Annotated in this window: 23 protein-coding genes and 2 pseudogenes; 17 read left to right on the top strand and 8 right to left on the bottom strand. The window is 71.7% G+C overall.

The genetic code is table 11. From position 1 onward, the window contains the following. Positions 1-20: 20 nt before the first annotated feature. Positions 21-1,496 (bottom strand): alpha-N-arabinofuranosidase, encoded by a 1,476-nt coding sequence (locus tag B1L11_RS13235; protein ID WP_079314747.1) that lies wholly within the window; start codon positions 1,494-1,496, stop codon positions 21-23. A gap of 279 nt (positions 1,497-1,775) precedes the next feature. Here B1L11_RS13235 and B1L11_RS13230 point away from each other — a divergent pair, with 279 nt between their 5' ends. Together B1L11_RS13230 and B1L11_RS13225 are read left to right on the top strand one after the other, a co-directional pair. Further along, complete coding sequence (locus B1L11_RS13230) at positions 1,776-3,110, top strand: ABC transporter substrate-binding protein (RefSeq protein WP_218671077.1); 1,335 nt, start codon at positions 1,776-1,778, stop codon at positions 3,108-3,110. A gap of 6 nt (positions 3,111-3,116) precedes the next feature. Further along, positions 3,117-4,043, top strand: coding sequence for a carbohydrate ABC transporter permease (locus B1L11_RS13225; RefSeq protein ID WP_143737230.1), 927 nt, complete (start codon positions 3,117-3,119; stop codon positions 4,041-4,043). A 22-nt stretch (positions 4,044-4,065) separates the two neighbouring features. Here the strand turns inward: B1L11_RS13225 and B1L11_RS48185 are convergent, their stop codons facing one another. Beyond that, a complete protein-coding gene (locus tag B1L11_RS48185) occupies positions 4,066-4,395 on the bottom strand; it encodes a hypothetical protein (RefSeq protein ID WP_218671076.1) in 330 nt (109 codons plus the stop codon). Positions 4,396-4,466: 71 nt separating this feature from the next. On the opposite strand from B1L11_RS48185, the gene B1L11_RS48180 reads away from it, so the two are divergent. The 3 genes from B1L11_RS48180 to B1L11_RS13210 are packed head-to-tail and all read left to right on the top strand — an operon-like array spanning position 4,467 to position 8,405. Next, positions 4,467-4,874, top strand: coding sequence for an ABC transporter permease subunit (locus B1L11_RS48180; protein ID WP_218671075.1), 408 nt, complete (start codon positions 4,467-4,469; stop codon positions 4,872-4,874). A 13-nt stretch (positions 4,875-4,887) separates the two neighbouring features. Further along, a complete protein-coding gene (locus B1L11_RS13215; RefSeq protein WP_256862502.1) occupies positions 4,888-6,366 on the top strand; it encodes an alpha-N-arabinofuranosidase in 1,479 nt (492 codons plus the stop codon). Beyond that, positions 6,363-8,405, top strand: coding sequence for an RICIN domain-containing protein (locus B1L11_RS13210; protein WP_218671074.1), 2,043 nt, complete (start codon positions 6,363-6,365; stop codon positions 8,403-8,405). Before B1L11_RS13215 ends, B1L11_RS13210 begins: the two co-directional genes overlap by 4 nt. Positions 8,406-8,411: 6 nt before the next feature. Here B1L11_RS13210 and B1L11_RS13205 read toward each other — a convergent pair. After that, a pseudogene (locus tag B1L11_RS13205) lies at positions 8,412-9,613 on the bottom strand (LacI family DNA-binding transcriptional regulator). Here B1L11_RS13205 and B1L11_RS46770 point away from each other — a divergent pair. After that, complete coding sequence (locus B1L11_RS46770) at positions 9,519-9,746, top strand: hypothetical protein (RefSeq protein ID WP_179155121.1); 228 nt, start codon at positions 9,519-9,521, stop codon at positions 9,744-9,746. The pseudogene B1L11_RS13205 and the gene B1L11_RS46770 overlap by 95 nt on opposite strands. A gap of 7 nt (positions 9,747-9,753) precedes the next feature. Here B1L11_RS46770 and B1L11_RS13200 read toward each other — a convergent pair whose 3' ends face one another. After that, the gene (locus tag B1L11_RS13200) at positions 9,754-10,212 is read right to left on the bottom strand and encodes a hypothetical protein (protein ID WP_143737229.1); all 459 of its coding nucleotides are present in this window, start codon (positions 10,210-10,212) and stop codon (positions 9,754-9,756) included. A gap of 418 nt (positions 10,213-10,630) precedes the next feature. On the opposite strand from B1L11_RS13200, the gene B1L11_RS13195 reads away from it, so the two are divergent. Continuing rightward, positions 10,631-11,401 carry an SDR family oxidoreductase gene (locus B1L11_RS13195; protein ID WP_079314744.1) on the top strand — a complete coding sequence of 257 codons (771 nt, stop codon included), beginning with the start codon at positions 10,631-10,633 and terminating at the stop codon, positions 11,399-11,401. A gap of 242 nt (positions 11,402-11,643) precedes the next feature. Here the strand turns inward: B1L11_RS13195 and B1L11_RS13190 are convergent, their stop codons facing one another. The 4 genes from B1L11_RS13190 to B1L11_RS48170 form a co-directional block, all read right to left on the bottom strand. Continuing rightward, positions 11,644-12,540 carry a LysR family transcriptional regulator gene (locus B1L11_RS13190; protein WP_079314743.1) on the bottom strand — a complete coding sequence of 299 codons (897 nt, stop codon included), beginning with the start codon at positions 12,538-12,540 and terminating at the stop codon, positions 11,644-11,646. Positions 12,541-12,625: 85 nt separating this feature from the next. Beyond that, complete coding sequence (locus B1L11_RS13185; protein WP_079314742.1) at positions 12,626-13,546, bottom strand: aminoglycoside phosphotransferase family protein; 921 nt, start codon at positions 13,544-13,546, stop codon at positions 12,626-12,628. A 176-nt stretch (positions 13,547-13,722) separates the two neighbouring features. After that, the gene (locus B1L11_RS48175) at positions 13,723-13,914 is read right to left on the bottom strand and encodes a hypothetical protein (RefSeq protein ID WP_218671073.1); all 192 of its coding nucleotides are present in this window, start codon (positions 13,912-13,914) and stop codon (positions 13,723-13,725) included. 71 nt (positions 13,915-13,985) lie between these two features. After that, positions 13,986-14,300: a helix-turn-helix domain-containing protein gene (locus B1L11_RS48170; protein ID WP_218671072.1), complete on the bottom strand. Its 315-nt coding sequence runs from the start codon at positions 14,298-14,300 to the stop codon at positions 13,986-13,988. An 84-nt stretch (positions 14,301-14,384) separates the two neighbouring features. On the opposite strand from B1L11_RS48170, the gene B1L11_RS13175 reads away from it, so the two are divergent. From B1L11_RS13175 to B1L11_RS13130, 10 genes and pseudogenes are all read left to right on the top strand, one after another. Continuing rightward, the gene (locus tag B1L11_RS13175; RefSeq protein WP_079314741.1) at positions 14,385-15,266 is read left to right on the top strand and encodes an SDR family oxidoreductase; all 882 of its coding nucleotides are present in this window, start codon (positions 14,385-14,387) and stop codon (positions 15,264-15,266) included. 218 nt (positions 15,267-15,484) lie between these two features. Beyond that, entirely contained in the window at positions 15,485-15,697 is a 213-nt protein-coding gene (locus B1L11_RS13170; RefSeq protein WP_079314740.1) for a hypothetical protein, read from the top strand. Further along, complete coding sequence (locus tag B1L11_RS13165) at positions 15,690-16,523, top strand: metallophosphoesterase (RefSeq protein ID WP_079314739.1); 834 nt, start codon at positions 15,690-15,692, stop codon at positions 16,521-16,523. The genes B1L11_RS13170 and B1L11_RS13165 overlap by 8 nt, the downstream gene beginning before the upstream one ends. Before the next feature lie 250 nt (positions 16,524-16,773). Continuing rightward, a complete protein-coding gene (locus B1L11_RS13160; protein WP_079314738.1) occupies positions 16,774-17,805 on the top strand; it encodes a 3-oxoacyl-ACP synthase III family protein in 1,032 nt (343 codons plus the stop codon). Then, the gene (locus B1L11_RS13155; RefSeq protein ID WP_079314737.1) at positions 17,805-18,038 is read left to right on the top strand and encodes a phosphopantetheine-binding protein; all 234 of its coding nucleotides are present in this window, start codon (positions 17,805-17,807) and stop codon (positions 18,036-18,038) included. The genes B1L11_RS13160 and B1L11_RS13155 overlap by 1 nt, the downstream gene beginning before the upstream one ends. Continuing rightward, a complete protein-coding gene (locus tag B1L11_RS13150) occupies positions 18,035-18,790 on the top strand; it encodes a 2-oxo acid dehydrogenase subunit E2 (protein WP_079314736.1) in 756 nt (251 codons plus the stop codon). Before B1L11_RS13155 ends, B1L11_RS13150 begins: the two co-directional genes overlap by 4 nt. Before the next feature lie 429 nt (positions 18,791-19,219). Beyond that, a complete protein-coding gene (locus B1L11_RS48165) occupies positions 19,220-19,870 on the top strand; it encodes an alpha/beta fold hydrolase (protein ID WP_218671071.1) in 651 nt (216 codons plus the stop codon). After that, a complete protein-coding gene (locus tag B1L11_RS13140) occupies positions 19,867-20,628 on the top strand; it encodes a thioesterase II family protein (protein ID WP_079314735.1) in 762 nt (253 codons plus the stop codon). The genes B1L11_RS48165 and B1L11_RS13140 overlap by 4 nt, the downstream gene beginning before the upstream one ends. A gap of 34 nt (positions 20,629-20,662) precedes the next feature. Continuing rightward, positions 20,663-22,123 (top strand): annotated as a pseudogene (locus B1L11_RS13135) (beta-ketoacyl synthase N-terminal-like domain-containing protein); the annotation flags it as partial. 344 nt (positions 22,124-22,467) lie between these two features. Then, the coding region (locus B1L11_RS13130; protein ID WP_143737228.1) for an acyltransferase domain-containing protein at positions 22,468-24,151 on the top strand (1,684 nt) is incomplete at its 3' end.

Below are 24,151 nucleotides of genomic sequence, written 5' to 3'. Positions count from 1 at the left end.
GCCGAGGGCCGGCCCGCCCGCTAGGCGAACCGGATGACGTTCCAGGAGACGGGCGGCAGGGTGACGGTCGTACCGTCGGCCGGCAGGGGGCGGGGGGGTGGACCCGGTCGGGGGGTGCCGGCGCTGTTGCGGGCGTACACGTCGGGGTCGGTCAGGGTGGTGGCGTCGACGACCCGCGTGACGGGGCCGTCGACGGTGACCGAGAGCGGCCGGTCCACGGATCGGTTGACGGCGAAGACGACGGTCTGGTCCCCGGTGGTGGTGGCGGTGGCGTGCAGCAGCGGGACCTCGCCGTAGTCGGCGGTGTCGTACGTGGGGCTGTCGGTCTCGACCCGCAGGACGTCGCCGGTGGCGTGGCGGGCGGCCTGGGCGAAGGGGTGGAAGGTGGTCTGCCGCCAGGCGGGGCCGCCGGGTTCGGTCATGATCGGGGCGATGACGTTGACGAGCTGCGCGAGGCAGGCGGCGGTGACGCGGTCGCTGTTGGCGAGCAGGGTGATCAGCAGGGAGCCGACGGCCACGGCGTCGGCGAGGTGGTAGTGGTCCTCCAGCAACCGGGGTGCCACGGGCCAGTCGGCGGGGACCGGTGCGTTCTGGAAACGGGACTGGTACCAGACGTTCCACTCGTCGAAGCTCAGGTTGATCTTCTTGCGTGACTTCAGCTTCGCGCCGACGGCGTCGGCGGTCGCGGTCACCGAGTCGATGAAGTGCTGCATGTCGGTCGCGCAGGCGAGGAACGAGCCGAGGTCGCCGTCCTTCTCCTCGTAGTACGCGTGGCAGGAGATGTAGTCCACCAGGTCGTAGGTGTGCTCCAGGACGGTGGCCTCCCAGGCGCCGAAGGTGGGCATGCTCGAGCTGGAGCTGCCGCAGGCGACCAGTTCGAGGGCCGGGTCGTACATCCGCATGGCGCGGGCGGTCTCGGCGGCCAGGCGGCCGTACTCGGCCGCGTTCTTGTGGCCGATCTGCCAGGGGCCGTCCATCTCGTTGCCCAGGCACCACATGCGCACGTCGTACGGACGCTTCGCGCCGTTGGCCACGCGCAGGTCGGACCAGGCGGTGCCGTTCGGGTGGTTGCAGTATTCGAGCAGGGCGAGAGCCTCGCCCACGCCGCGGGTGCCGAGGTTGACGGCCATCATCGGTTCGAGGCCGGCCTTGCGGCACCAGCGCATGAACTCGTCGACGCCGACGCGGTTGGGCTCGGTGCTGTGCCAGGCGAGGTCGAGCCGGGCCGGGCGCCGCTCGACCGGGCCGACGGCGTCCTCCCAGCGGTGGCCGGAGACGAAGTTGCCGCCGGGGTAGCGGACCGTGGTGGCGCCGAGTTCGCGGGTCAGGGCGAGGACGTCGGCGCGGAAGCCGTCCTCGTCGGCGGTGGGGTGGCCCGGTTCGTAGATGCCGGTGTAGACGCAGCGGCCGAGATGTTCGACGAACGTGCCGAACGTCCGCCGCCGGACGGGGGCGACGCGGAATGCGGGGTCGATCGTGAGGCGTGCTTCCAGCACTTGCGCTCCAGAGGGGACATGGACGTCACGCCCGCCAGCATCGAGCGGGGACATCCCGGGGTCAAGGCAACGGTTGATAACGATAACAACGGTGAGCACCCCGGTAAACCTGAGGAAACGGGCCCTTGACGCTCCTGTTTGGCATCGTTAACAATCGAGCCTCAACGGCCGGGTCGGGCCGTTGTGAACAGAGGCCGGGTTCGCCACCCGTCAGTAATCAGGGAGATCGCCGTGGCCTATCCTCATGATCAATTGTTATCGCTAACGTCTCGCCGGGACGTGCTGCGAGGCCTCGGCGTCCTCACGGCCGGGAGCCTGCTCGCGGCCTGCGGGGTGCCGACGGGATCGGACAAGCCGGCCGCGCTCGGCTCGTCGGCGGCCCCGTCCGCCGGCGCCGACGTACGCGGCCAGGTGACGCTCTGGATGCGCGACGACGACCTGCTGAAGGTCTTCCGCACGGTCGTCCCCGCGTTCAACGCCAGATATCCGAACGTGAAGGTCGACCTCAAGGGGGTCGACATCAACACCAAGCTCCCACCGGCGCTGATCAGTGGCGCGGGGCTGCCCGACGGGTCCTTCTGGGAGGACGACCAGATCGGCCAGCACGGCGAGCACCTCTACGACCTGACCGCACTCATGGCCAAGTACCGGGACGACACGATCCAGTTCAAGCTCGACGTCCTCACGCAGGGCGGACGGCTCGTCGGCGTCCCGTGGGACACCGACCCCGGTCTGCTCTACTACAACGACGCGGTCCTGTCCGGAGCCGGCGTCGACCCCGCCTCGCTGACCGGCTACGACGCCCTGCTCGACGCGGCACGCGCGATCAAGGCGAAGAACCCGAAGGCGCGCCCCATCCCGCTGGAGCAGGACGACACGCTCGGCATGATGTGGTACACGATGTTCCTGAACCAGCAGCAGGGACACGGACTGGTCGACCCCTCCGGCAACCTGACCCTGGACGGGGAGGCCTCCCGGCGCGCCCTCACGTGGATCAAGACCGTCGTCGACGAGGGACTCGGCGCCCGGCAGAAGTTCGCGAGCACCGCCCAGATCACCATGCTGGACGAGCAGATCATCTCCCTCGTTCCCTGGGCGATCTGGTTCATCTTCATCCCCCAGTCGGGCCTGAAGAAGACCACCGGGCAGTGGCGGGTGGCCAACCTGCCCGCATGGACCCAGGGCGGCGCGCGGTCCGGGCTGATGGGCGGCAGCTCGTTCGTCATCCCCGCCAAGGCGAAGAACCCCGAGCTCGCCTGGCTGTTCTACGAGTTCGCCGTCTACGACCCCGAGGGCTACCGCAAGGTGTTCTCCAAGAACTCGGTCTACCCCACCGGCCTCAACACGGTCGTGCCGTCCGTCAAGTCGGCCCTCGACCCGGCCAAGCCGCTGGTCGAGCGGCTCCCCCAGCTCGGGGGAGTGGACAACTGGGCGATCAGCACCAAGGCCGCGCTCGACATCCCGGCCGGCTACACCGCCCCCACCTGGTACGGCCAGGCGGCCAAGTATCTGGGCGCGAACCTCCAGCGGCTCATGGACGGCAAGATGTCGGTCGACGAGGTGATCTCCAGATCCACGGCCGACATCAAGAAGAACCTCATCGACAGGAACTGACCGGCCGTGTCCCTCCTGGCGAACCGCGCGGCCCCGCGACAGGTGGCCGCCCTGCCCAAGCGACGCGGCCGGCGCGGGCCGCGTACGGGCTGGAGGGGGCCGCTGCTCGTGGCCCCGTTCTTCGTGTTCTTCGCGGCCTTCGGCGCCTATCCCCTCTATTACGCCCTCCAGCTCAGCTTCATCGACTGGCACGGCGGGGCCACGTACAAGTGGGTGGGCCTGAGCAACTACACCTACCTGCTGACCAACCCGGACTTCTGGGGCGCACTGGGTAACAGCGCGATCATCTGGCTGCTCATCGTGCCGGCTCAGACGATCGGTGCGATCGTGGCCGCCGGGGCGCTGTCCAGGGCGAAGCTCCGGTTCAAACGGCTGCTGCGCACCGCCGTGATCATTCCGTACGTGACGCCGCTCGCGGCGATGGCCCAGGCCTTCGTGTTGATCTTCGATCGGGACTACGGCGTGGTCAACCACCTGCTGGGGATGGCCGGCCTGCCGTCCGTGGAGTGGCTGACCTCGACCGGCTGGTCCAAGGTGACCATCGCCCTGCTGGTGCTGTGGAAGAGCAGCGGGTTCGCGTTGATCATCATGCTCGCCGCGATCCAGGGCATCCCCGGCGAGGTCTACGAGGCGGCCGCGCTCGACGGCGCGGGCCCCGTCCGCACCTTCTGGTCCGTCACCGTCCCGCTGATGCGGCACGCGATCGCGTTCTTCGTGGTCATCTCGACCCTGGGGATCTCACAGATGTTCCTGGAACCGTACGTGCTGACCGGGGGCGGCCCCTACAACAGCAGCACGACCACCGGGTTGTACCTCTTCCAGCACATCGGCGCCTCGGACCTCGGCACCGGCGCGGCCAACACCTTCCTGCTGGTGATCATGGTGCTCGGCCTCTCGCTGGCGGCCGTGCGCGTCTTCCGGGAGTCGAGATGACCGGCCTGCGGCGTGGCGCCGGCTACCTGCTCGTCGCGCTGGCGGTCGTCGTCTTCCTGTACCCGATCTGGTGGATGGTCGTCTCGTCGCTCAAACCGGGCGCGAGCATCCTGAACGACCCGCTCGGCGTCGGCCCCTTCACGCTGGACAACTTCCGCGCGATGTTCGGCTCGGTGCCGATCGGCCAGGCGCTGGGCAACACCGTCCTGGTCGTCGCGGTCAAGGGCGCGATCACGATGGTCCTGTGCCCCCTCGCCGGGTACGGCTTCGCCAAGTACAGCTTCCGTTTCAAGGAACTGCTGTTCGGCGTCGTCCTGCTGACCCTCATGCTGCCGACGCTGACGCTGGTCATCCCGCTGCTGCTGGAGATGAAGCAGCTCGGCTGGATCAACACCTACCAGGCGCTGATCCCTGCCCGGCGCGGTGGACGCCTTCAGCGTCTTCTACATGCGGCAGACGATCAGCCAGGTGCCCGACGAACTGCTGGACGCGGCCGCCATCGACGCCGCGGGCACGCTGCGGACGTTCTGGTCGGTCGTGGTCCCGGTGATCCGGCCGGGCCTGGCCGCGCTCGCCGTGCTGACCTTCTTCAACATCTACAACGACCTGGTCTGGCCCATCGTCGCGGTCAACGACCCGGCGCGGCAGACGGTGTCGGTGCTGCTGGCGGGCCTGGCCACCAATGTCACCGGCGGGTCCACCTCCAGCGGCTTCGACCTGTGGGGCCAGCTCATGGCGGCCTGCACCATCGCGACGATCCCCACCGTGATCATCTTCCTGCTCGTCCAGCGCCACTTCATCAAGGGGCTGCTGGCCGGGAGCGTCAAGTAACCCGGGAGTCTCATTGCTCACCGCTGACATCACGATCAGCACCCAGTTCCACCGTGGTCCGGTCGACCGGCGGCTGTTCGGGTCGTTCGTCGAACACATGGGCCGGTGCGTCTACACCGGGATCTACGAGCCCGGTCATCCCGGCGCCGACCCCTACGGATTCCGGACCGACGTGGCCGATCTGGTCCGCGAGCTGGGGACCACGCTGGTCCGCTACCCCGGTGGGAACTTCGTGTCCGGCTACCGCTGGGAGGACGGGGTCGGGCCGGTCGCGGACCGTCCCCGGACCATCGACCTGGCCTGGCGTGGCATCGAGCCCAACGAGGTGGGCACCGACGAGTTCCTCGGCTGGGCGCGGCGCGGCGGCCTGATCCCGATGATGGCGGTGAACCTCGGCACCCGGGGCGTCCAGGACGCCGCGAACCTGGTCGAGTACTGCAACGTCGAGGGCGGCACCCGCTGGTCCGACCTGCGCAGATCGTACGGCACGCCGGAGCCGCACCGGGTCCCGCTGTGGTGCCTCGGCAACGAGATGGACGGTCCCTGGCAGACGGGGCACACCAGCGCCACCGAGTACGGCCGGCTGGCCCGCGAGGCCGGCAAGGCCATGAAGATGATCGACCCGGAGATCGAGGTGGTCGTCTGCGGCAGCAGCCACCGCCACATGCCGACGTTCGGCTACTGGGAGGCCGACGTCCTGGAGCAGGCCTACGACGTCGCCGACTACGTCTCCCTGCACGCGTACTACCTCAACGACGGGGAGCGCGCGGGGTATCTCGGGTCCGGCGCCGCCCTCGACGGCTTCATCCGGGACGTCGTGGCGACCGCCGACGCGGTCGGCGCGCGGCTCGGCCGGAGCAAGAAGATCAACCTGTCCTGCGACGAGTGGAACGTGTGGACCCGCGACCCGGTGGTCGACATCTCGGCCCGGGAACTGGACGTGGCCGTCCCGATCACCGAGCACGTCTACACCCCGCTCGACGCGGTCGTGGTCGGGGACCTGCTGGTGGCCCTGCTGAACAACGCCGACCGGGTCAAGATCGGCTGCCTGTCGCTGCTGGTCAACGTCAGCGCGCCGATCCTCACCGAGGTGGGCGGGGCCGCCCGGCGGCAGACCATCTTCTACCCCACGGCGCTGGCGGCCCGGCTCGCCCACGGCCTGAGCCTGCGTACGGTCGTCTCCTGCCCCGAGGTCGCGACCGTACGGCACGGGGACGTCCCGGCCGTGGCCGTCGCCGCCACGTACGACGAGGAGACCGAGGAACTGGCGGTCTTCGTCACCAACCGCTCGAATGAGCCCGCCGAGGTGCGCCTGGCCCAGGCAGGTCCGGGACGGCTGGCCGTGCTCGACGGCTGGACGCTCACGGCCGCCGGCTCGGGTGAACCCGGGGCCTTCACCGCTCACGCCGCCGACGACGCCAGCGCCACCATCCTGCGGCTCGCCCCCGAGTCGTGGACCGCCCTTCGAATGGAACGGAAGGACACAGTGTGAAAGCGATCCTCACCACGCTCGTGCTGCTGGCCGCGTTACTGGTGCCGGTCGGCACGGCGCAGGCCGTGACGACCGGCAACGGTTCCCTCGTCTACTCGCCGCCCGCGGGGAGCGCCTTCGACCCCGCGGGCACCACGTACGCGAAGATCATCGCGCTGAAGAACAACGGGACGCACAACGGCGAGCTGCTCGTCACCTACGACCAGCTCGTCTACGTGAGCGGCCACCAGGTCTACCCCATCTACCGCAGCACGGACGGCGGCTCGACCTGGTCGCACGTCTCGGACGTCGTCCCCAGTTCGACGTTCCCCTCGCTCACGCTGACCTCGCAGCCGTTCCTGTACGAGCTGCCGCAGGCCGTGGGCGGCCTCGCGGCGGGCACCGTCCTGCTGGCCGGCAACCTCATGCCGGCCGACAGGTCCAGCAGCAGGATCGTGCTCTACAAGAGCACCGACCGCGGCTCCACCTGGACGTACCTGAGCACGGTCGACACCGGCGGTCCCGCCGTCTACGACCCGAGCCCGACGTCGACGACCACCACCGTGTGGGAGCCGTCGCTCAACATCGACGCGTCCGGCAACCTCGTCTGCTACTTCTCCGACGAGCGGCAGAAGGCGTCCGGGGTGCTGCAGGCGGTCGTCTACCGCAAGTCGACCGACGGCGGGCTGACCTGGGGCCCGGTCGTGAACGTGGCCGCCGTCGGCAACAAGAGCGACAGGCCGGGCATGATCACCGTGGCCAAGCTGCCGAACGGCAAGTACATCGCCACGTACGAGGTGGTCAACCGGCCGAGCCAGACGCTGAACACGGCTCCCGTCTACTACAAGCTGTCCGACGACGGCGTCACCTGGCCCAGCGGGCTGGGCACGCAGATCAAGCTCGCCGACGGCCGGGGCATCGGCTCCTCGCCGTACGTGCGCTGGGTGCCGGCCGGCGGCCCGAACGGCATGATCGTCGTGGCGTCGAAGTGGGGCCTGGACAGCTCGGGCAACATCAACGGCGGCCAGGACTTCTTCGTCAACTACAACCTGGGGCTCGGCAACTGGGAACGGCTCCCGTTCGCGGTGACCTACGACGCCTCCGACACCCAGGGCGGCTTCTTCTCCGGCTTCGCCCAGGGCATCGACGTCAGCCCCGACGGCACGACGCTCTACCAGGCGACCAACGTGGAGAACGCGTCCACGACGTACAACGACATCCGGGTCGGCACGATCCCGCTGAACGCCGACCACTACGAGGCCGAGCGGGCCACGGTGAACAACGTCTCGACCGTCACCCACGCCGACGCCTCGAACGGCGCCAAGATCGGCAACATCAACTACTCGACCAGCTACGTCCAGTTCGACGTTAAGGCGCCGGCCGGGACGTACACGGTCAACGTCCGTTACGACAACGGGACCGGCGCGACGAGCAGCCACCTCGTGAGTGTCAACGGCGGCACCGCCTTCACACTGTCGTACCCGCCGACCTACGACTGGGGCCGGTTCCGCTGGGCGCAGTTCACCACCGCCCTGAACGCCGGCACGAACACCATCCGGTTCTCCTACAACGGCACCTACGCCGAGCTGGACTTCATCGACGTCCACCGGTCGGGAGTCGCGGTCCCGGGCGAGTTCAAGATTGTCAACCGCAACAGCGGCAAGTACCTCGAGATCGCGTCCGCCCTGACCACGGACGGGGCCGGGGCAGGGCAGTGGGGCGACACCGACCACATGACCCAGATCTGGAAGGTCTCGTCGGCGGGCACTTCCGGCTACTACACCTTCACCAACAAGAACAGCGGCAAACTGCTGGAGATCCCGTCCGGCTCGACCGCCAACGGCACCCAGGCCGACCAGCGATCCTCCAACGGCGCCACCTACCAGCACTGGTCGCTGACGCCGACCGACAGCGGCTACTACAAGGTTCCCAATCGCAACAGCGGGAAGCTGCTGGAGATCTACCAGAACTCCACGGCGGACGGCGCCATCGCCGACCAGTGGGGCGACACCGGCTGCGCCTGCCAGCAGTGGACCCTCGTGAAGGAAGGCATCCAGTAACGCCCCTCAGCGTGCGGCGGTGCTGCGGCGTCGCACCAGCGTAGGGACGACGTACGGGGGAGCGGTGGCGTCCTGCTCGGTCTCGTCGACGAGACCGAGCAGGGTCGTCACGGCCAGGCGCCCGACCTCCTCGTGATCGGGCCGTATGGTCGTCAGCGGGGGAATCAGGTAACCCGCCTCCGGGATGTCGTCGAAGCCCACGACGCTCACGTCCTCAGGGACCCGGATGCCCGCTCGTGGAACGCGCGCAGCAGGCCGAGCGCCATGTGGTCGTTCGCGGCGAAGACGGCCGTGATGCCCGGCCGTTCGGCGAGTTCGAGGCCGGCCCGATAGCCCGACTCCGCGCTCCAGTCGCCCACGACGACCGGAGGTGTCGTACGGCCGGCCTCCTCGAGCGTGGCGCGCCATCCGTCGACCCGGGCCTGGGCGTCCAGTCTGTCGCGGGGGCCGGAGACGTGCCACACCGTCTCGTGGCCGAGTTCCAGCAGGTGCTGGACGGCGATCCGAGCCCCTGTCAACTGGTCGATCCGCACGGCCGGGATCGCGTCGTCCGGGGCCGCCTCGACGGCGACGGCGGGAAGCCCCGCGGGGAGGCTGAGCAGCGCGGTCGTCGTGGCGGCCTGGGATGGGAAGACGACGACCACCCCGGCGACCGCCTGGCTCGCCAGCGAGGCGGCCGTGTCGACGATGCTGGACCGGTCGCCGCTCTCCGGAGTGAGTATCGTCACCCCATACCCGCGGGCCCGGGCCGCGCGCCCGATGCCGAGCAGGGTCGTGGCCGGTCCGAACAGCACCGAGTCGAAGCTGATCACACCCAGCATGTGTGATTTCTGCCGGACCAGACCGCGGGCCATCAGGTTGGGGCGATAATCGAGCCTCCGCATCGCGTCCAGGACCCGATCGCGGGTGTCCTGCCGGACATTCGGATGCTCGTTCAGCACCCGGGAGACGGTCTGGTTGGAGACCCCGGCCAGTCGTGCGACGTCCCCGATCACCGCTGGACGCCCCGAGCGACGGCTACCTGCCACAAGACACCCTTTCCCCACCGACCCTGCCGATGTGAACGATACCAATGCGAGGGATGTCCATGTTAAGGGCTGAGAGCCCTCGGCTATGTTAACGATCACAACCAATAGCTCCCGGAGCAAGGCCGCGGCCCCGCCGCTGATCCACGGCAGGTGCCCGATCGGCGACCCGGACGGGCGCATGACCGCCGACGCGATCGCCGACGTCGTGACCCGCATCGCCACCGCGGCCGATCAGTGGCCCGGTTGGTGGTACGAGACTGGGTCCGTCGTGAGCGTCGACCTGGTCGGCCGGATCTCCGGCCGGGCTTGCTGACGAATCGTCACTCCCGGTACCAGGAGATGGCGAAGCTGACGCCGAAGACGAGCATGGCGAGCAGGACGGCGACCCCTACGAAATCCCCGACCAGTCCACCGAGGCCGGTGTCCTCCTCGCTCCTGACGACGTTCACGCTCTGGGGGTCGTAGACGATCCGGACCTTCTCCCCGGTCGTGTACCGGCCGGAGATCTCCTCGACGTGCCGTTCCGTGCCCACCGTGAAACCGATCTTCGTGTAGTGGACGGTGACGGGGTCGCCGTCGGCGTCGTTCCATGTCTCCGAGCGGGTGGAGAGCGCGACGCCGGTGGTGTGGACGCCGTGCCGCCCGAGGTCCAGGGCCGACACGATGCCGAAGACCTGGGCAACGAGCATCGAGATCAGGATGCCGAACCAGGCCGTGAAGAACGCGAACGACCCGACACCCTGCAAAGCGTGGGAACGCCGGGACAACCACCGAGCCATCGGTCACAGGCTCCTTTGGCGAAGGCGATCGGAAAAGGCGCGACTGCGCCCTGTCTTCTTCGACTCCTCCCCAGCCCCAAAGGTTCGGTGCCAACCGCCGCGATGGGAGGGGTCCCGGCTTGTGGACGGCCGGGGGGACGATGCGGCCCCGGTGGCTCCCGGCAGCAGGTCGCGGGAGGCCGGTCGGTGTGTGGGATCTGGCGGCTCCTGCGCCGGTCTCTGGGGGGAGGGGCCGGGCGCCATAGGTATCGCCTATAGCGTCTGCTTACATTCCGTCTTTGCCTCTCGTTCTTTTCCGGACGTACCGTGAAACAGCTCGACGGGTTGCTCACCGCGATTTCTTCGTAGATTCGCGCTCTGGGCACGTCGATTCTTCTGATGTCGAGCGGACTGAAACGCGATCGAAAGGACGGGTAGCATGACCGCGATCGAGAATGGATCGGGAATTCGAGAACTCGCGGGAAAGCGCGCTCTGGTCACGGGTGGTTCCCGCGGAATCGGAGCGGCCGTCGTGCGCCAACTCCTGGACGCGGGTGCCGAGGTGCTCACGACCGCCAGGTGGGCGACGAGCACGGTGCCGGAGGGGGCCACCTTCGTGCAGGCCGACGTACGGACAAGGGCTGGGGCGGAGGCGCTCGCCGCGGCCGCGCAGGAGGCGCTCGGCGGCGTGGACATTGTGATCCACAACGTGGGTGGAGCGCGACCGCACAAGGGAAGCTCGGCCATCCCCGACGAGGAGTGGCAGGACGCGCTGGACCTGAACTTCCTGGCGTCGGTGCGGCTGGACTCGCTGCTGACACCGGGGATGCGGGAACGGCGTTCGGGGGTGATCGTGCACGTCTCCTCGGCCGCGGTCGCCACCCCGGTAGCGCCGTTCCTGCACTACACGGCGGCGAAGGCGGCGCTGGAGAACTACAGCCGGGGCCTGGCCTTGGAGCTGGCCCCGTTCGGAATCCGAGTCAACACCGTGACTCCCGGCAGAGTCGCCACCCCCGGCGGTGAACGGACGCGGGAGGAGTGGGCGCGCCTGGACGCGGCGCAGGACCAGAACGGCACCGCCGTGCCGCTGGGGCGCGACGGCCAGCCCGACGACATCGCCCACGCCGTGCTGTTCCTCGTGTCCGACCGGGCGAGCTGGCTGACCGGGAGCAATCTCGTCGTGGACGGCGGCGAATTCCCCAGGGGTTGACGCCGACGGCATTCCAGAACGCCGGTACGGAAAAACTCAAGGGAAAACCCGGCACATCGCCATTCGTCCCGGTCCCGTCGACATGGGGATTCTGGAAAGCGGGATGGCCGAAGAAGCGGCCTACACCACCCGCGCCGAGTTTGTCGCGGACGGAGGCGCAACCCAGTTCTGAGTTCGTCCTGCCGTTCTGCCACAGGGCCGCACCGGTCGCTCCTGGGGGCGCCCGCTTCCTGCCCGGGTCGTCAGGACACCGGTGAGAAGCATGCGGAGTCGTGCCAGGTTTCCTGACGCAGGAGTTCGAGCAGGGCCGTCTCCGCCGGGCCCGGGCCGGGCCGGACCACGGCGATGACGGGCTGGGACACGACCGGGAACACCGGGCGGACGAGGTGCTCGTAACCGTGGGGCACCGCGGAGGCCGGGACGAGCGTCACTCCCAGCCCGTGGGCGGCCCAGCGCACGGCCGTCGCCGTCTGGGACACGCGGGCGACCGTGGTCGGGGTCAGCTCGTTGTCCCGCAGCACGTTCATCAGCACACCGTCGAGCGCGCTGTCGCGGTCGAACCTCACCCACGGCTCTCCCTCCAGTTCGCGCAGCTCGACCCGGTCCGCGGCGAGCTGCCGGTGCCCGGCGTCCAGCACCACGACGAACTCCTCGTCGCCGAGGTGGTGGGCGTCGTCGGGGGACTGCTCGCACGCCGCCATCAGGGCGAGGTCCAGCACGCCCCGGCGCCCCAGCCGCTCCAGCTCGGCGGAGCTCGGCTCCTCGAAGACGGTGACCTCCAGCCGCGGGAAGCGGCGGCGCAGCGCGCCCAGCGCGCCCGGCAGCTGCCGCGTGCCGAAACCCATCTGCACCGCGACCACCAGCTCGCCCACCAGATCGTGGGCATGGGCCCGCGCCGCCGCCTTCGCCCGCCGCGAGGCCCGCACCGCGACCTCCGCCTCCCGCAGGAACGCTCGGCCGGCCACGGTGGGGACCAGTCCGGTCGGCGTGCGGGCGAACAGTTTCACGCCGAGTTCCCGCTCCAGGCTGCGAATCTGCTGGGACATCGACGGTTGAGCGACGTGCAGGCGCTCCGCCGCCGCCGTCACCGAGCCGTCCTCGGCAACGGCCAGGGCGTACTCGAACTGACGAAGGCTCATCGGCTCATTCCCTCCCCGCGGTCGACTACGTCCATCCCGTTGTAATCGTCGTAACAGTGTAAGTGGGCATCAGAGACTTCAGCGGTCAGCGGTGGGCCGTTGCGACGAGGCGCCGCAGTGCCGCGTGGGCGGGTGGGCCCCACGTGGCCTTGCCGCCCGGGCGGCCGCGTACGCCGGCTTCGCCGATGAGGATGCCGCTGAGGGCTCGCAGCACCGCCCAGCCGCGGGCGCGGCGCAGGGTCGCGGCGGCCGGGGCCGGTTGGTAGGCGTCATGGAGGCGGTCGGCGGCGCCGTCCGGCAGCAGAATCCAGGCGGCGGCGAGGTCGCAGGCCGGATCGCCCGCACAGAGGTCGCCGAAGTCGATCACGCGGCAGAAGGTGCCGTCCGCGGTGAGGATGTTGGCGGGATGCAGGTCGCCGTGGAGCCATAGCGCCGGGCCTGCCCAGTCGGGCGCGGCGGCGGCGTCTTCCCAGACCGCGCGGACGGCGTCCGGGTCGGGGACGAGCCCCATCTCGGTGGCCGAGGCGAGCTGCTTGGCGAAACCCTCGGCGTGATCGGCCAGCGGCCCTCCGCGGCCGAAGCGGTCGGCGGGCGCCTCGTCGGGGGCGGGTCGGTGCAGAGCCGTCAGGAAGGCGGCCAAGGTGTGGGCCGCCTCCGCGGCGCGCGTGACGGGGGCGCGGTCGGCGGGCTCGCCCGGCACCCAGGTGGTGACGATCCAGGGACGTGGAAACAGAGCGGAGGGCTCGCCGAGGCGCTGCGGAACGGGAACCGGCAGCGGGAGGCGCGGGGCGAGGGCGGGCAGCCAGGCGTACTCTTTGCGCAGCAGCGCGTCCGCGGAGCGCGTCGCCCAGGGCAACCGGACGGCGAGGTCGTCACCGAGCCGCCACAACTGGTTGTCCCAGCCACGCGCGCCGAGGCGCAATGGGCGATCAGCCAGGTCGGGGTGCTGGTCGCGCAGCAGATCCCGCACCAGCTCCGCGGTGATCTCGATCTCCGTGTGCGTCATGCGAAGCAACGGTAACCGGCCAGGTGCGGTCACTTCCCGCGAACAGAACCACTACCGCCTGGCTCCGCGAGCCGCCTCGGCGCCCGGCGGGGTCGAGCCGGTACGGCTACACGGTCCGCCGCCGCGTCATCGCCACCGACCCGGCCTGCCCCGGTTCCTGGTCGGTACGACGTCTATCAACCCAGCGACGCCGTTGCCGCGCGCAGATCCTGCAGGGCGGCCAACGCATGGTACGCGAGCCCTCGTGCGTCATCCCGATCGCCTTCGGACCACTGGGCGTACCCGCGCTTGAAGGCAAGGACTCCCAGCTCGGCCGCGAGGTGCGCGGTCGGGTCCGGGACGCCGCGGGCGATGAGCGCGGCGGTCATGGCGGCAGCGAGACCGACGCTCTTGAGTGCGTCTCGCTCCTGGAGTTCGGCGCTGGCCGCTACGGCTGCTTTCAGGCGGGGGCCGAGTTCGCGGTTCGCCGGCCCCATGACGCTGGATGCGCGTTCGAGACCGGCTGCGACCGCCTCGAGCGGGCTGGCGTTCGCGGGCGCTCGGCGATCCCCTCGGCGAGCAACCGGCTCAGGGTCTCCTGTCCGGCGACCAGCACCTCGCGCTTGTCGGCGAAGTGCCGGAAGAAGGTGCTCTTGGTAACGCCTGCGCGCTCGGCGATCTGCGCCACCGTGGTGGCGTCGTACCCCTGCTCGGTGAACAGGTCGACGGCCGCGACGACGAGTCGCTGGGTCGTCTCCGGTTGCCATCGGGCCATGGAGGACATCATAGGTGATGGGACATGTGTCCCGTCGGTGTGTAGAGTGATGTGACAAAGGTCTCGTCACTTCGGGAGAGTTCCATGCACGTTTTCGTCACCGGCGGCACCGGCACCATCGGTTCCGCCGTCGTCGCCGAACTGCTCGCCAACGGTCACACCGTTCTCGCGCTGGCCCGCTCGGACAAGTCCGCGCAGGCCCTCACGGACGCCGGCGCCCAGGTGCTGCGCGGGCAACTGGCCGACCTCGACGTCCTGCGGGCCGGCGCCGCACAGTGCGACGGCGTGATCAGCCTGGCGTTCGGCGGCGACTACAGCACTGACGAGGCCGTCGCGCAGTCGATCGCCGAGGAGGGCGCCGCTCTCGCCGTTCTGGGCGAGGAACTGCTCGGCAGCGATCGTCCGATCGTCACGGTTTCGGGCACGCCCTGGGTGCCGGGCCGCCTCTCCACCGAGGCCGACCCCGCGCCGACCGAGGGACCGGTGGGCGGTCGCGGCCGTTCGGTCAACGCGCTGCTGGAGCTGGCCTCGCGCGGTGTCCGCGCCACGGCGGTCCGCATGCCGCGCACGGTCCACAACGAGGGCAAGGGCGGATTCGCCGGCCTGTTGACGGATCAGGCGCGCCGCACCGGCGTGTCCGGCTACCCCGGCGACGGCACCCAGCGCTGGCCGGCCGTACACGCGCTCGACGCGGCGGTCCTGTTCCGGCTGGCTCTCGAGTCGGCGCCCGCCGGGACGGTCTGGCACGCCGTGGCCGACGAGGGCGACGCGGTACGCGACATCGCGGCCGTCATCGGCCGGCGACTCGGCCTGCCGGTCGAGGCGGTGCCGCAGGAGAACTTCGGCCCATTCGGCCCGATCTTCGCCATGGACCAGCCGGCCTCCAGCGCCCACACCCGCGAGGTCCTCGGGTGGCAGCCCACGCACCCCGGCCTCCTGGAGGACCTGGAGAACATCCAGCCCTGACACCTCCTCACCCGCCGTAGGGGACGAGCCGACCGCCGGCCCGACAGACCTCGCGCGGGCGGGGTGCGCGGCCTGCCGTTCACCGCCACCTGCCGCGTCGCCCGGCGTCGGTGCGGAAGGCCGTGGAGGCCTACCGCGAGGCGTGATCGGACCGTTGCTCCGATCTTGGCGAGTAGTATGCGGACCGGCAGTCCGAACGTCGACGGCGGGAGGCGGAAGTGGCGATCGGCGAGGCGATCGACATCGGGCCGTCTTCCCTCGGGTCCGGCGCGCCGCCCGGGCGGCGGCCGGCCGCCTTCCTGGACGCCCTGGCCTTCCGGTACACACTGGCCTTCCGGTACACACTGGCCGGTCTGGCCGGATTGACCGCCTGTGACGTCACCGGCGCCGACCGGCCGGAGGGGGCGTGCACGGAGGCCGCCGTTGTCTAGCGCACGGCTCTTCGCCATCAGCGACCTCCACATCGGCTACTCGGAGAACCGGGCGATCCTGGAAGGCCTGCTGCCGTCCTCGCCGGACGACTGGCTGCTGGTGGCCGGCGACGTGTGCGAGTTCCTGGCCGACTTCGAGTGGGCGATGCGCCTGCTGTCCGAACGCTGGGCGAGGGTCGTGTGGGCTCCCGGCAACCACGAGTTGTGGACCCATCCCGGCGACCCGGTCACCTTACGGGGGGAGGCACGCTACCGCCGCCTGGTCGACGTGTGCCGTTCGCTGGGGGTGACGACCCCCGAGGACCCCTATCCCGTCTGGGAGGGCGCCGGCGGCCCCGTCGTGATCGCCCCGCTGTTCGTCCTGTACGACTACACCTTCCGCACCCCCGGCGTGCGGACCGCCGAGGAGGCGCTCGCCCAGGCGTACGAGACCGGGGTGGTGTGCAGCGACGAGAGGTTCCTGCACCCCGACCCGTACCCGTCGCGGCAGGCGTGGTGCGCCGCGCGACTGGAGGAGACCGAGCGGCGGCTGCGTGACCTGCCGGAGGGGCTGCCCGCGATCCTGGTCAACCACTACCCCCTGGTCCGCGAGCCGACCCGGATCCTGCGATACCCGCAGTTCGCCATCTGGTGCGGCACCGAGGCCACCGCCGACTGGCACCTGCGCTTCCGCGCGGCCACGGTCGTGTACGGCCACCTGCACATCCCGAGGACCACCTGGCACGACGGGGTCCGCTTCGAGGAGGTCTCGGTGGGATACCCGCGCGAGTGGAAGCTCCGGGCGACCCCTCCGGGCCGCCCGCGGCAGATCCTGCCGGTCCCGTAATCAGGCGGATCCTGCCCGAAGGGGTGGCCCGGCGCGGGCGGCACTGCCCGCGGGCCGCGCGACACTCCACCCCCTGGTCCCGGCTCCGGTGACTGCGCTCACGGTGACTCCTGTGCCCGAAATCCGGGGCTTAGGGCTGCTTTAGTGGCCGCTCTTAGCGTTTGAGCAGTGATCAGTAGATCCGGGTCACCATCCCGGCCGTGGCCGCGCAGCGTGCGGGCGGCACGGACGCGACTCGTTGGAGGAGCGCATGGGGGACATACCGGTACGACTTCTGTCGGTGGGTACGGCGCTTCCCGGCCCGCCCATCGACACCGCCGCCCTGGCCGCGGCGTTCGGCATGGACCAGGTGTGGCGGCAGTGGGTCGACACGTTCATCGGGACCCGGACGCGTCACCTGGCGGTCGACCTGTCCACCGGCGAGCGGCGCGAGAGCCTGGCCGATCTCGGTGAGCGTGCCGCGGCCCAGGCGCTCGCCCGGGCCGGCGTGTCCGCCGAGGACGTGGACGTGGTCGTGCTCGGCACCGCCACTCCCGACACGCTCATGCCGGCGACCGTGAACGTCGTCGCCGACCGGCTCCGCATCGACGGCGTGCCGACGTTCCAGCTCCAGTCGGGCTGCTCGGGTGCGGTGCAGACCTTCGACGTCGCGGCCTCGCTGCTGTCCACCGGCCGGTACCGCACGGCGCTGGTGATCGGCGGCGACGTGATCGCCAAGCACTACGACGTCAAGGCGGACCTGACCGCGCTGCCGCCGGACGAACTCGTCAACTACGTGCTGTTCGGCGACGGCGCGGGCGCCGCCGTACTCGCCGTGGGCGACCACCCGGAGGCGCCGGTGCTGCGGTCGGTGCTCACCCGGCTGTCCGGCCTCGGCCGCGCGCCCGGCCAGACCCTGCGCTGGTACGGCCTGGCCGACCGCGACGCGGGCGAGGCCCCGGCCAGCGAGGACTACAAGGCGATCGAGGAGCACGTGCCGGTGCTCGCCGAGGAGACGGCCGACGAACTGCTGGACGACCTCGGCTGGGATCGCGCGGAGGTCGGCTACCTCCTGCCGCCGCAGTTGTCCGTCACGATGACCGCGAAGATCACCGCGAGGCTCGCCTTCCCGGCGGCCGAGGAGGTCTCCTGCGTCGCCGAGACCGGCAACAACGGCAACGCCCTGCTGTTCTTCCAGCTCGACCGGCTGCTGCCCGCGATGGCGCGGCCGTCGCGGGCGATCGCGGTCGCGATCGAGTCGAGCAAGTGGATCAGGTCCGGTCTCGCCCTGGAGCGTGTGTGATGACGGCCGCGATCAGCCGGGCGGAGTTCGTGGACCTGCTGCGGGACGAGATCGGCCTCGCCGTGGCCGCCGAGGACCTGGGCCGGACGTTCGACGAGGTGCCGGGCTGGGACTCGCTGCACCTGCTGACCATGCTCGTGCTGCTGGAGAAGCGGGTCAGCCGTCCGTTGTCGCTGCCCGACTTCCTCGACGCGGCCAGCCTGGAGACGATCTACGAGTTGGTGAACCGATGACCGGGCGGCCGTTCCCTCCGCAGCGCAGGCACACGCTGTTCTTCCTCGACCAGATCCGCGACTTCTCGCCGGTGTTCCTCGACACGGAGGTGGACGCCACCGCGATCGTCGCCGGACGCGAGCGGGCCCGCCGGGCGGGACGACGCCGCTCGGTCGTCTCCTACGTCGTGCACGCGGCCGCCGGTGTCCTGGCCAAGCACCCGGAGGCCAACGCCGCGATCCACGGCGGGCTCGACCCGGTCATCGCGTCCTACGACACCGTGGCGGCCAAGGTCACCCTCGACAAGACGTGGGAGGGCCGCCGGGTCGTGCTCGCGACCGTGATCCCCGGGCTGGAGTCGGCGTCGCTCGCCGACGTGCAGGCCCACCTGGACCGGGCGGCGGCGGCCGACCCCGGCACCGCCGAGGAGTTCGCCGGCATCCGCGCGCTGCGGCGGCTGCCCTGGCGGGAGGCGCTCGACCGGTTCCGCGAGGCGGCCGGGCTGCTCGACCGCCGGCCCGCGATCACCGGCACGTTCAGCGTCACCTCGCTCGGCCACCGCGCGGTCGACGCCTTCCACTCGGTGGGCGGGACCACGATCACCCTCGGGGTGGGCCGGATCGCCGACCGACCGGTGGCCAGGGACGGGGCGGTGGTGATCGCCCCGGTCATGCGCCTGTCGCTGGCCTTCGATCATCGCGTGATCGACGGCGCGGAGGCCGCCGACGTGCTCACCGAGATCAAGGACGCGCTGGAGGCGTACGAGGAATGAACGACCTGACCGAGCTCAAGCGGTTCGTCGTGGCGCACGCGATCTCGCAGGGCCTGCCCGCCGACCACTACGCGGCCCTGCTGGACCGCGTCACCACGGACGCGGGCGACGAGCCGGGCTCCTGGCCGTACGAGTGGATCCGCGCCGGCGACGAGTGGGACGCGGCGGGACAGACGGCCCTCGCCGCCCAGTACTACACGATGGGCCGGTTCCCGTACGTCGACGGTCCGGGCCGCAAGCGGGCGCTCGCCCGCGCCCTGGACGCCTTCGACCGGTGGCGGCGCGGCGTGCCGGGCCTGGAACCGGTCGTCGTGGAGGTCGGCGGGGTCCCGGTGCGGGTGTGGGCCGCGGGGCTGTCGGCCGAGCGGCCCCGGCCGCTGCTGGTGATGACCGGCGGCATCGTGAGCCCCAAGGAACAGTGGGGGGGCGGTGCTGCCGCAGATCGCGTCCTTCGGCATGGCCGGGGTCGTGGCCGACCTGCCCGGCGTCGGCGAGAGCCCGCTCCGGTACGGCCCCGACGCCTGGACCCTGTTCCCGGCGATCCTCGACGCGCTGGAGGGCCGGGCCCGGGTGAGCGAGACGTACCTGCTCGCGCTGAGCTTCAGCGGCCACGCGGCGATCACCGCCGCGCTGCGCGACCCGCGGGTGCGGGGCGTGGTCGGCAACGGGCCGCCGATCCACGACTTCTTCACCGACGCCGCCTGGCAGGCCCGGGTGCCGAAGATCACCCGCGACACCCTCGCGCATCTCACCGGAGTGCCGCCGGAGGCCGTGTTCGCCCACGTGCGCGACTGGGCCCTCGGCGACGCCGACCTGGCCGCGCTCACCGTGCCGCTCGCCGCGGTGACCGCCCGGCGCGACGAGATCATCCCTCCCGGCGACGTCGAACGCCTGAAGCGGCACGTGCGGGACCTGCGGCTGGTCGAGCACGACGACGTGCACGGCGCCCCCTCCCACCTCGCCGAGACCCGGGTGTGGAGCCTGCTCGCCGTGCAGCGGATGCGGCCCGACGCCGATCCCGAGGTGATCGCGGCGCTGACCGCGGCCCTGGAGGCCGCCCGTGCGGGGGCAGGCCGGTGACCGCCGCCGCGTGGGTCCGGGGCGACTGGCTGCGCGAGTACGCCCCGGCCGCGCCGGACGCCCCCTGCCTGGTGGCGTTCCCGCACGCCGGTGGCTCGGCAGGCTTCTTCGTCCCGCTCGCGCGGGCCCTCGCGCCGGCGGTGCGCGTGCTCGCCGTGCAGTACCCCGGACGCCTGGACCGGCGGCGCGAGCCCGCCGTGGAGGACGTGCGCGCGCTGGCCCGCCGGGTGGCCGAGGTGATCGCGGGGGAGCCGGACGGCGCCCGGACGGCGTTCTTCGGGCACAGCATGGGCTCCCTGGTCGCGTTCGAGACGGCGCTGCTGGCCGAGCGGGGGCTCGGCACGCCCCCGGAGCGGCTGTTCGTCTCCGGGGGGCGGGCCCCCGCCCTCACCCGCGTGGACCCGGCGATCCTGCGGGACGACCGCTCCCTGCTGGAGGAGGTGCTGTTCCTCGGCGGCACCTCCCGGCAGGTGCTGGAGAGCCCGGACCTGCGCGAGCTCGTGCTGCCCGCGCTGCGCGGCGACTACCGGGCGCTGCGCGCCTACCTGCCCGAACCCGGTGCCCGGGTCCGCTGCCCGATCACGGCGCTGGTCGGCGACCGCGACCCGCGGGTGACGATCGCCCAGGCCGACCGGTGGCGGGAGCACACCACCGGCCCCTTCCGGCTCACGGTCCTGCCCGGAGATCACTTCTACCTGACCCGGCGGCTGGAGGACGTCGCGGAGACGGTACGGCGAGGGCTCGCCGTACCCGTCTGAGCTCCCTCGCCGGCCGCCCGCACCACGACTGAGAGTGAGGCACGACGTGATCAGCCCCGACCAGCAGGTGTCCCGGCCCGTCGCGGTCGTCGGAGTGGCGTGCCGCCTGCCCGGTGCACCCGGCCCCGGCGCCCTGTGGCGGCTGCTGGAGGAGGGCCGGGCGGCCGTCCGCGAGGTGCCCGAGGGACGGGCGCGGTCCGCGCTGCTCGATGACCTCGCCCGCGAGCACCCCGGCGTGCGGTACGGCGGCTACCTCGACGACATCGCCGGATTCGACGCGGAGTTCTTCGGGATCTCCCCGCGCGAGGCCGCGGCCATGGACCCTCAGCAGCGGCTCGTCCTGGAACTGGCCTGGGAGGCCCTGGAGGACGCCGGGGTGGTGCCCGCCACGCTGCGCGACACGCCTGCCGGTGTGTTCGTGGGCTCCATCGCCGACGAGTACGCCGTGCTGTCGCGGGGCTCCCAGATCGGCCGCCACACCCTCACCGGCACCACCCGCGCCATCATCGCCAACCGCGTGTCGTACACGCTCGGGCTGCGCGGGCCGAGCGTCGCGGTCGACACCGCGCAGTCGTCGTCGCTGGTCGCCGTCCACCTCGCGGCGGAGAGCGTGCGGCGCGGGGAGTCGCGCCTCGCGCTCGCGGGCGGCGTCAACCTGATCGTCGACCCCGCCGGGACGGCGGCGGTGGCCCGGTTCGGCGGGCTGTCGCCGGACGGCCGGTGCCACACCTTCGACCGCCGGGCCAACGGCTACGTCCGGGGCGAGGGCGCCGGGCTGGTGCTGCTCAAGGCGCTGGACGACGCCGTCGAGGACGGCGACCGGATCTACGCCGTGCTGCTCGGCGGCGCGGTCAACAACGACGGCGGCACCGACGGCCTCACCACGCCCAGCGCGCGCGCCCAGGCAGAGGTGCTCCGGCGGGCGTGGGCGGCCGCCGGCGTCGCGCCCTCGGAACTGCAGTACGTCGAACTGCACGGCACCGGCACCCGGGTAGGCGACCCGGTGGAGGCGCGTGGCCTGGGCCTGGCCCGCCTCGGTGACGGGCCGGTTCTCCAGGTCGGGTCCGTGAAGACGAACATCGGGCACCTGGAGGGCGCGGCGGGCATCGCCGGGCTGATCAAGACCGTGCTGAGCGTCGACCGGCGGCGGCTGCCCGCGAGCCTCAACTTCGCCGAACCGAATCCGGAGATCGACTTCGACGGCTGGGGCCTGTCCGTCCGGAGCACGGGCGGGGCGTGGCCCCGCGAGGGCGAGCGGCTCGTCGCGGGCGTCAGCTCGTTCGGCATGGGCGGTACCAACTGCCACATCGTGGTCGCCGAACCGCCCCGGCAGGAGAGCGGGACGCCCTCCACGCAGCAGGCCGTATCTCCGGACCGCGACTCCCTCGTGCCGGGCGCACACCCCCTCCTCGTGCTCAGCGCGCGCACCGGCGCGGCGCTGCGCGAGCAGGCGGCGAGGCTGCGCGACCTCCTGACCGGGCACGACCTCCTCGACGGACGGGACAACTCGGCCGCGCCTGACATTTCGACCGCGCACGGGGTGTCCGCCGGGCGTGAGGATTCCGGCGATGCCGCGGCTTCCACCGCGAACGATGCTTCCGGCGGGTCGGAGTCGTCCGGCGGGCACGGGTCGTTCGGCGGGCGGCGCGCGGCGGACCTGGCGCGGAGCCTCGCGACCACCCGGACCGCCTTCGACCACCGGGCGGCGATCACGGGGGACGTGACGGCGGGGCTGGCGGCGCTGGCGGAGGGACGCCCGGCGGCCGGCCTCGTCACCGGCCGGGCCAGGACCGCGCCCGTCGCGGTGCTGTCCCCGGGCAGGGCAGCCAGCGGCCCGGCATGGGACGGCGGGCCCACCGCGACCACCCCGCCTGGCGGGCCGCGTTCGACGAGGCCGCGGCGGCGCTCGGCGAGCGGTTGCCCCGGCCGCTCCGGGACGTCGTCTGGGCCGAGCCGGGCAGCGAGGAGGCCCGGCTCCTCGACCGCACGGCCTTCACCCAGCCCGCGATCTTCGCGGTCGAGGTCGCGACCTTCCGCCTGCTTGAGGCGCTCGGGGTCGAGCCGTCCTTCGTCGCCGGTCACTCCATCGGAGAGGTGGCCGCGGCGCACGTCGCGGGCGTGCTCGACCTGCCGTCCGCCGCCGAGTTGATCGCGGCCAGGGGGCGGCTGATGGACGCGCTGCCCACCGGCGGCGGGATGCTCGCCGTCGGGGTCCCGGAGGACGAGGCGGCCGGGCTGCTCGCGGAGGTGGACGGCCTCGCGGTCGTCGCCGCCGTGAACGGCCCGCGGTCGGTCGTGGTCGCGGGGGAGGACCCGGCGCTCGACGCCGTCGCCGCCCTCGCCGTGGCCCGCGGGCACCGGACCCGGCGGCTCCCGGTGAGCCACGCCTTCCACTCGCCGCTGATGGACCCCGCGCTCGGCGAGTTCCGCGCGGTGCTCGACGGGCTCACGTACGGCACGGCCCGCATCCCGTTCGTGTCGACGGTGACCGGCGAACCGCTCGACCTCGCCGGCGCGGACGACTGGGCCGGCTACTGGGTGGAGCACGCCCGCCGTACGGTCCGCTTCGCCGACGGCCTGACCCGGCTAAGCGCGCTGGGGGCCGGGATCTTCGTGGAGGCGGGACCGGGGACGGCACTGAGCGCGGCCGGGCGGGAGACCCTGGGGGCGGAGGCGACGTTCGTGCCGGTCCTCGGCAAGGACGACGACGTCGAAGCCGCCGTCGGCAGACTGTTCACCGCCGGGGCGCGCCTCGACTGGGACGCCGTCTTCCCGCCCGGCGGCCCCCGGGTCCCGTTGCCGACCTATCCCTTCCAGCGCGAGCGTCACTGGCTGGCCCCGGGCGGGGACGTACCGGCCGTCGCTGCTCCCGCTCCGGTCTCCGTTCAGGCTCCTGCTACGGTTCCCGCGCCGCCCGCCCTCTCCACCGCCCTTCCCGCCGTACCCTCCACCGGGGCCGGGGAGCGCCGCGTCATCGAGGAAGTGGCGGCGGTGCTCGGGTTCGCCGATCCGGGACGCGTCGACCCCGAGGCGACGTTCCGGGACCTCGGCCTCGACTCGCTGGGCCTGGTCGAGCTGCGTGACCGGCTGAACGCCGCCTTCGGCGCCGACCTCCCCGCCGCCGCGCTGTTCAGCCACCCCACTCCCGCCGCCCTGGCCCGCCACCTGGCCGGCGGCACCCGCGCGGACGCGTCCGCCGCGGCCGTGCGGGCGGCGGACGACGATCCGGTGGTGATCGTGGGGATGGGGTGCCGGTTCCCTGGTGGGGTCGCCTCGCCGGAGGACCTGTGGGACCTGGTCGCCAACGGCGTCGACGCCATCGGCGAATTTCCCGCCGACCGCGGCTGGGACCTCGCCGCCCTCTTCGACCCGGACCCCGGGCGGCCCGGCACCTCGTACACGCGGCACGGCGGGTTCCTGCGAGACGCCGCCGAGTTCGACGCGGCGTTCTTCGGGATGAGTCCGCGGGAGGCGCTGGCGACCGATCCGCAGCAGCGGTTGTTGCTGCAGGTGTCGTGGGAGG

The organism is Microbispora sp. GKU 823 (assembly GCF_002027145.1).
GTDB classification, from domain to species: domain Bacteria; phylum Actinomycetota; class Actinomycetes; order Streptosporangiales; family Streptosporangiaceae; genus Microbispora; species Microbispora siamensis.
This window is presented reverse-complemented; position numbering and strand designations above follow the sequence as displayed.

Coding starts and splice junctions, on each gene's coding strand:
- B1L11_RS48175 (WP_218671073.1), bottom strand. CDS start 13,914: ATGACCGCCGCGCTCATCGCCCGCGGCGTCCCGGACCCGACCGCGCAC.
- B1L11_RS48185 (WP_218671076.1), bottom strand. CDS start 4,395: ATGACCAGCGTCAGCGTCGGCAGCATGAGGGTCAGCAGGACGACGCCG.
- B1L11_RS13175 (WP_079314741.1), top strand. CDS start 14,385: ATGCACGTTTTCGTCACCGGCGGCACCGGCACCATCGGTTCCGCCGTC.
- B1L11_RS46770 (WP_179155121.1), top strand. CDS start 9,519: ATGTTAACGATCACAACCAATAGCTCCCGGAGCAAGGCCGCGGCCCCG.
- B1L11_RS13155 (WP_079314737.1), top strand. CDS start 17,805: ATGACGGCCGCGATCAGCCGGGCGGAGTTCGTGGACCTGCTGCGGGAC.
- B1L11_RS48170 (WP_218671072.1), bottom strand. CDS start 14,300: ATGGCCCGATGGCAACCGGAGACGACCCAGCGACTCGTCGTCGCGGCC.
- B1L11_RS13190 (WP_079314743.1), bottom strand. CDS start 12,540: ATGAGCCTTCGTCAGTTCGAGTACGCCCTGGCCGTTGCCGAGGACGGC.
- B1L11_RS13150 (WP_079314736.1), top strand. CDS start 18,035: ATGACCGGGCGGCCGTTCCCTCCGCAGCGCAGGCACACGCTGTTCTTC.
- B1L11_RS13185 (WP_079314742.1), bottom strand. CDS start 13,546: ATGACGCACACGGAGATCGAGATCACCGCGGAGCTGGTGCGGGATCTG.
- B1L11_RS13160 (WP_079314738.1), top strand. CDS start 16,774: ATGGGGGACATACCGGTACGACTTCTGTCGGTGGGTACGGCGCTTCCC.
- B1L11_RS13200 (WP_143737229.1), bottom strand. CDS start 10,212: ATGGCTCGGTGGTTGTCCCGGCGTTCCCACGCTTTGCAGGGTGTCGGG.
- B1L11_RS13195 (WP_079314744.1), top strand. CDS start 10,631: ATGACCGCGATCGAGAATGGATCGGGAATTCGAGAACTCGCGGGAAAG.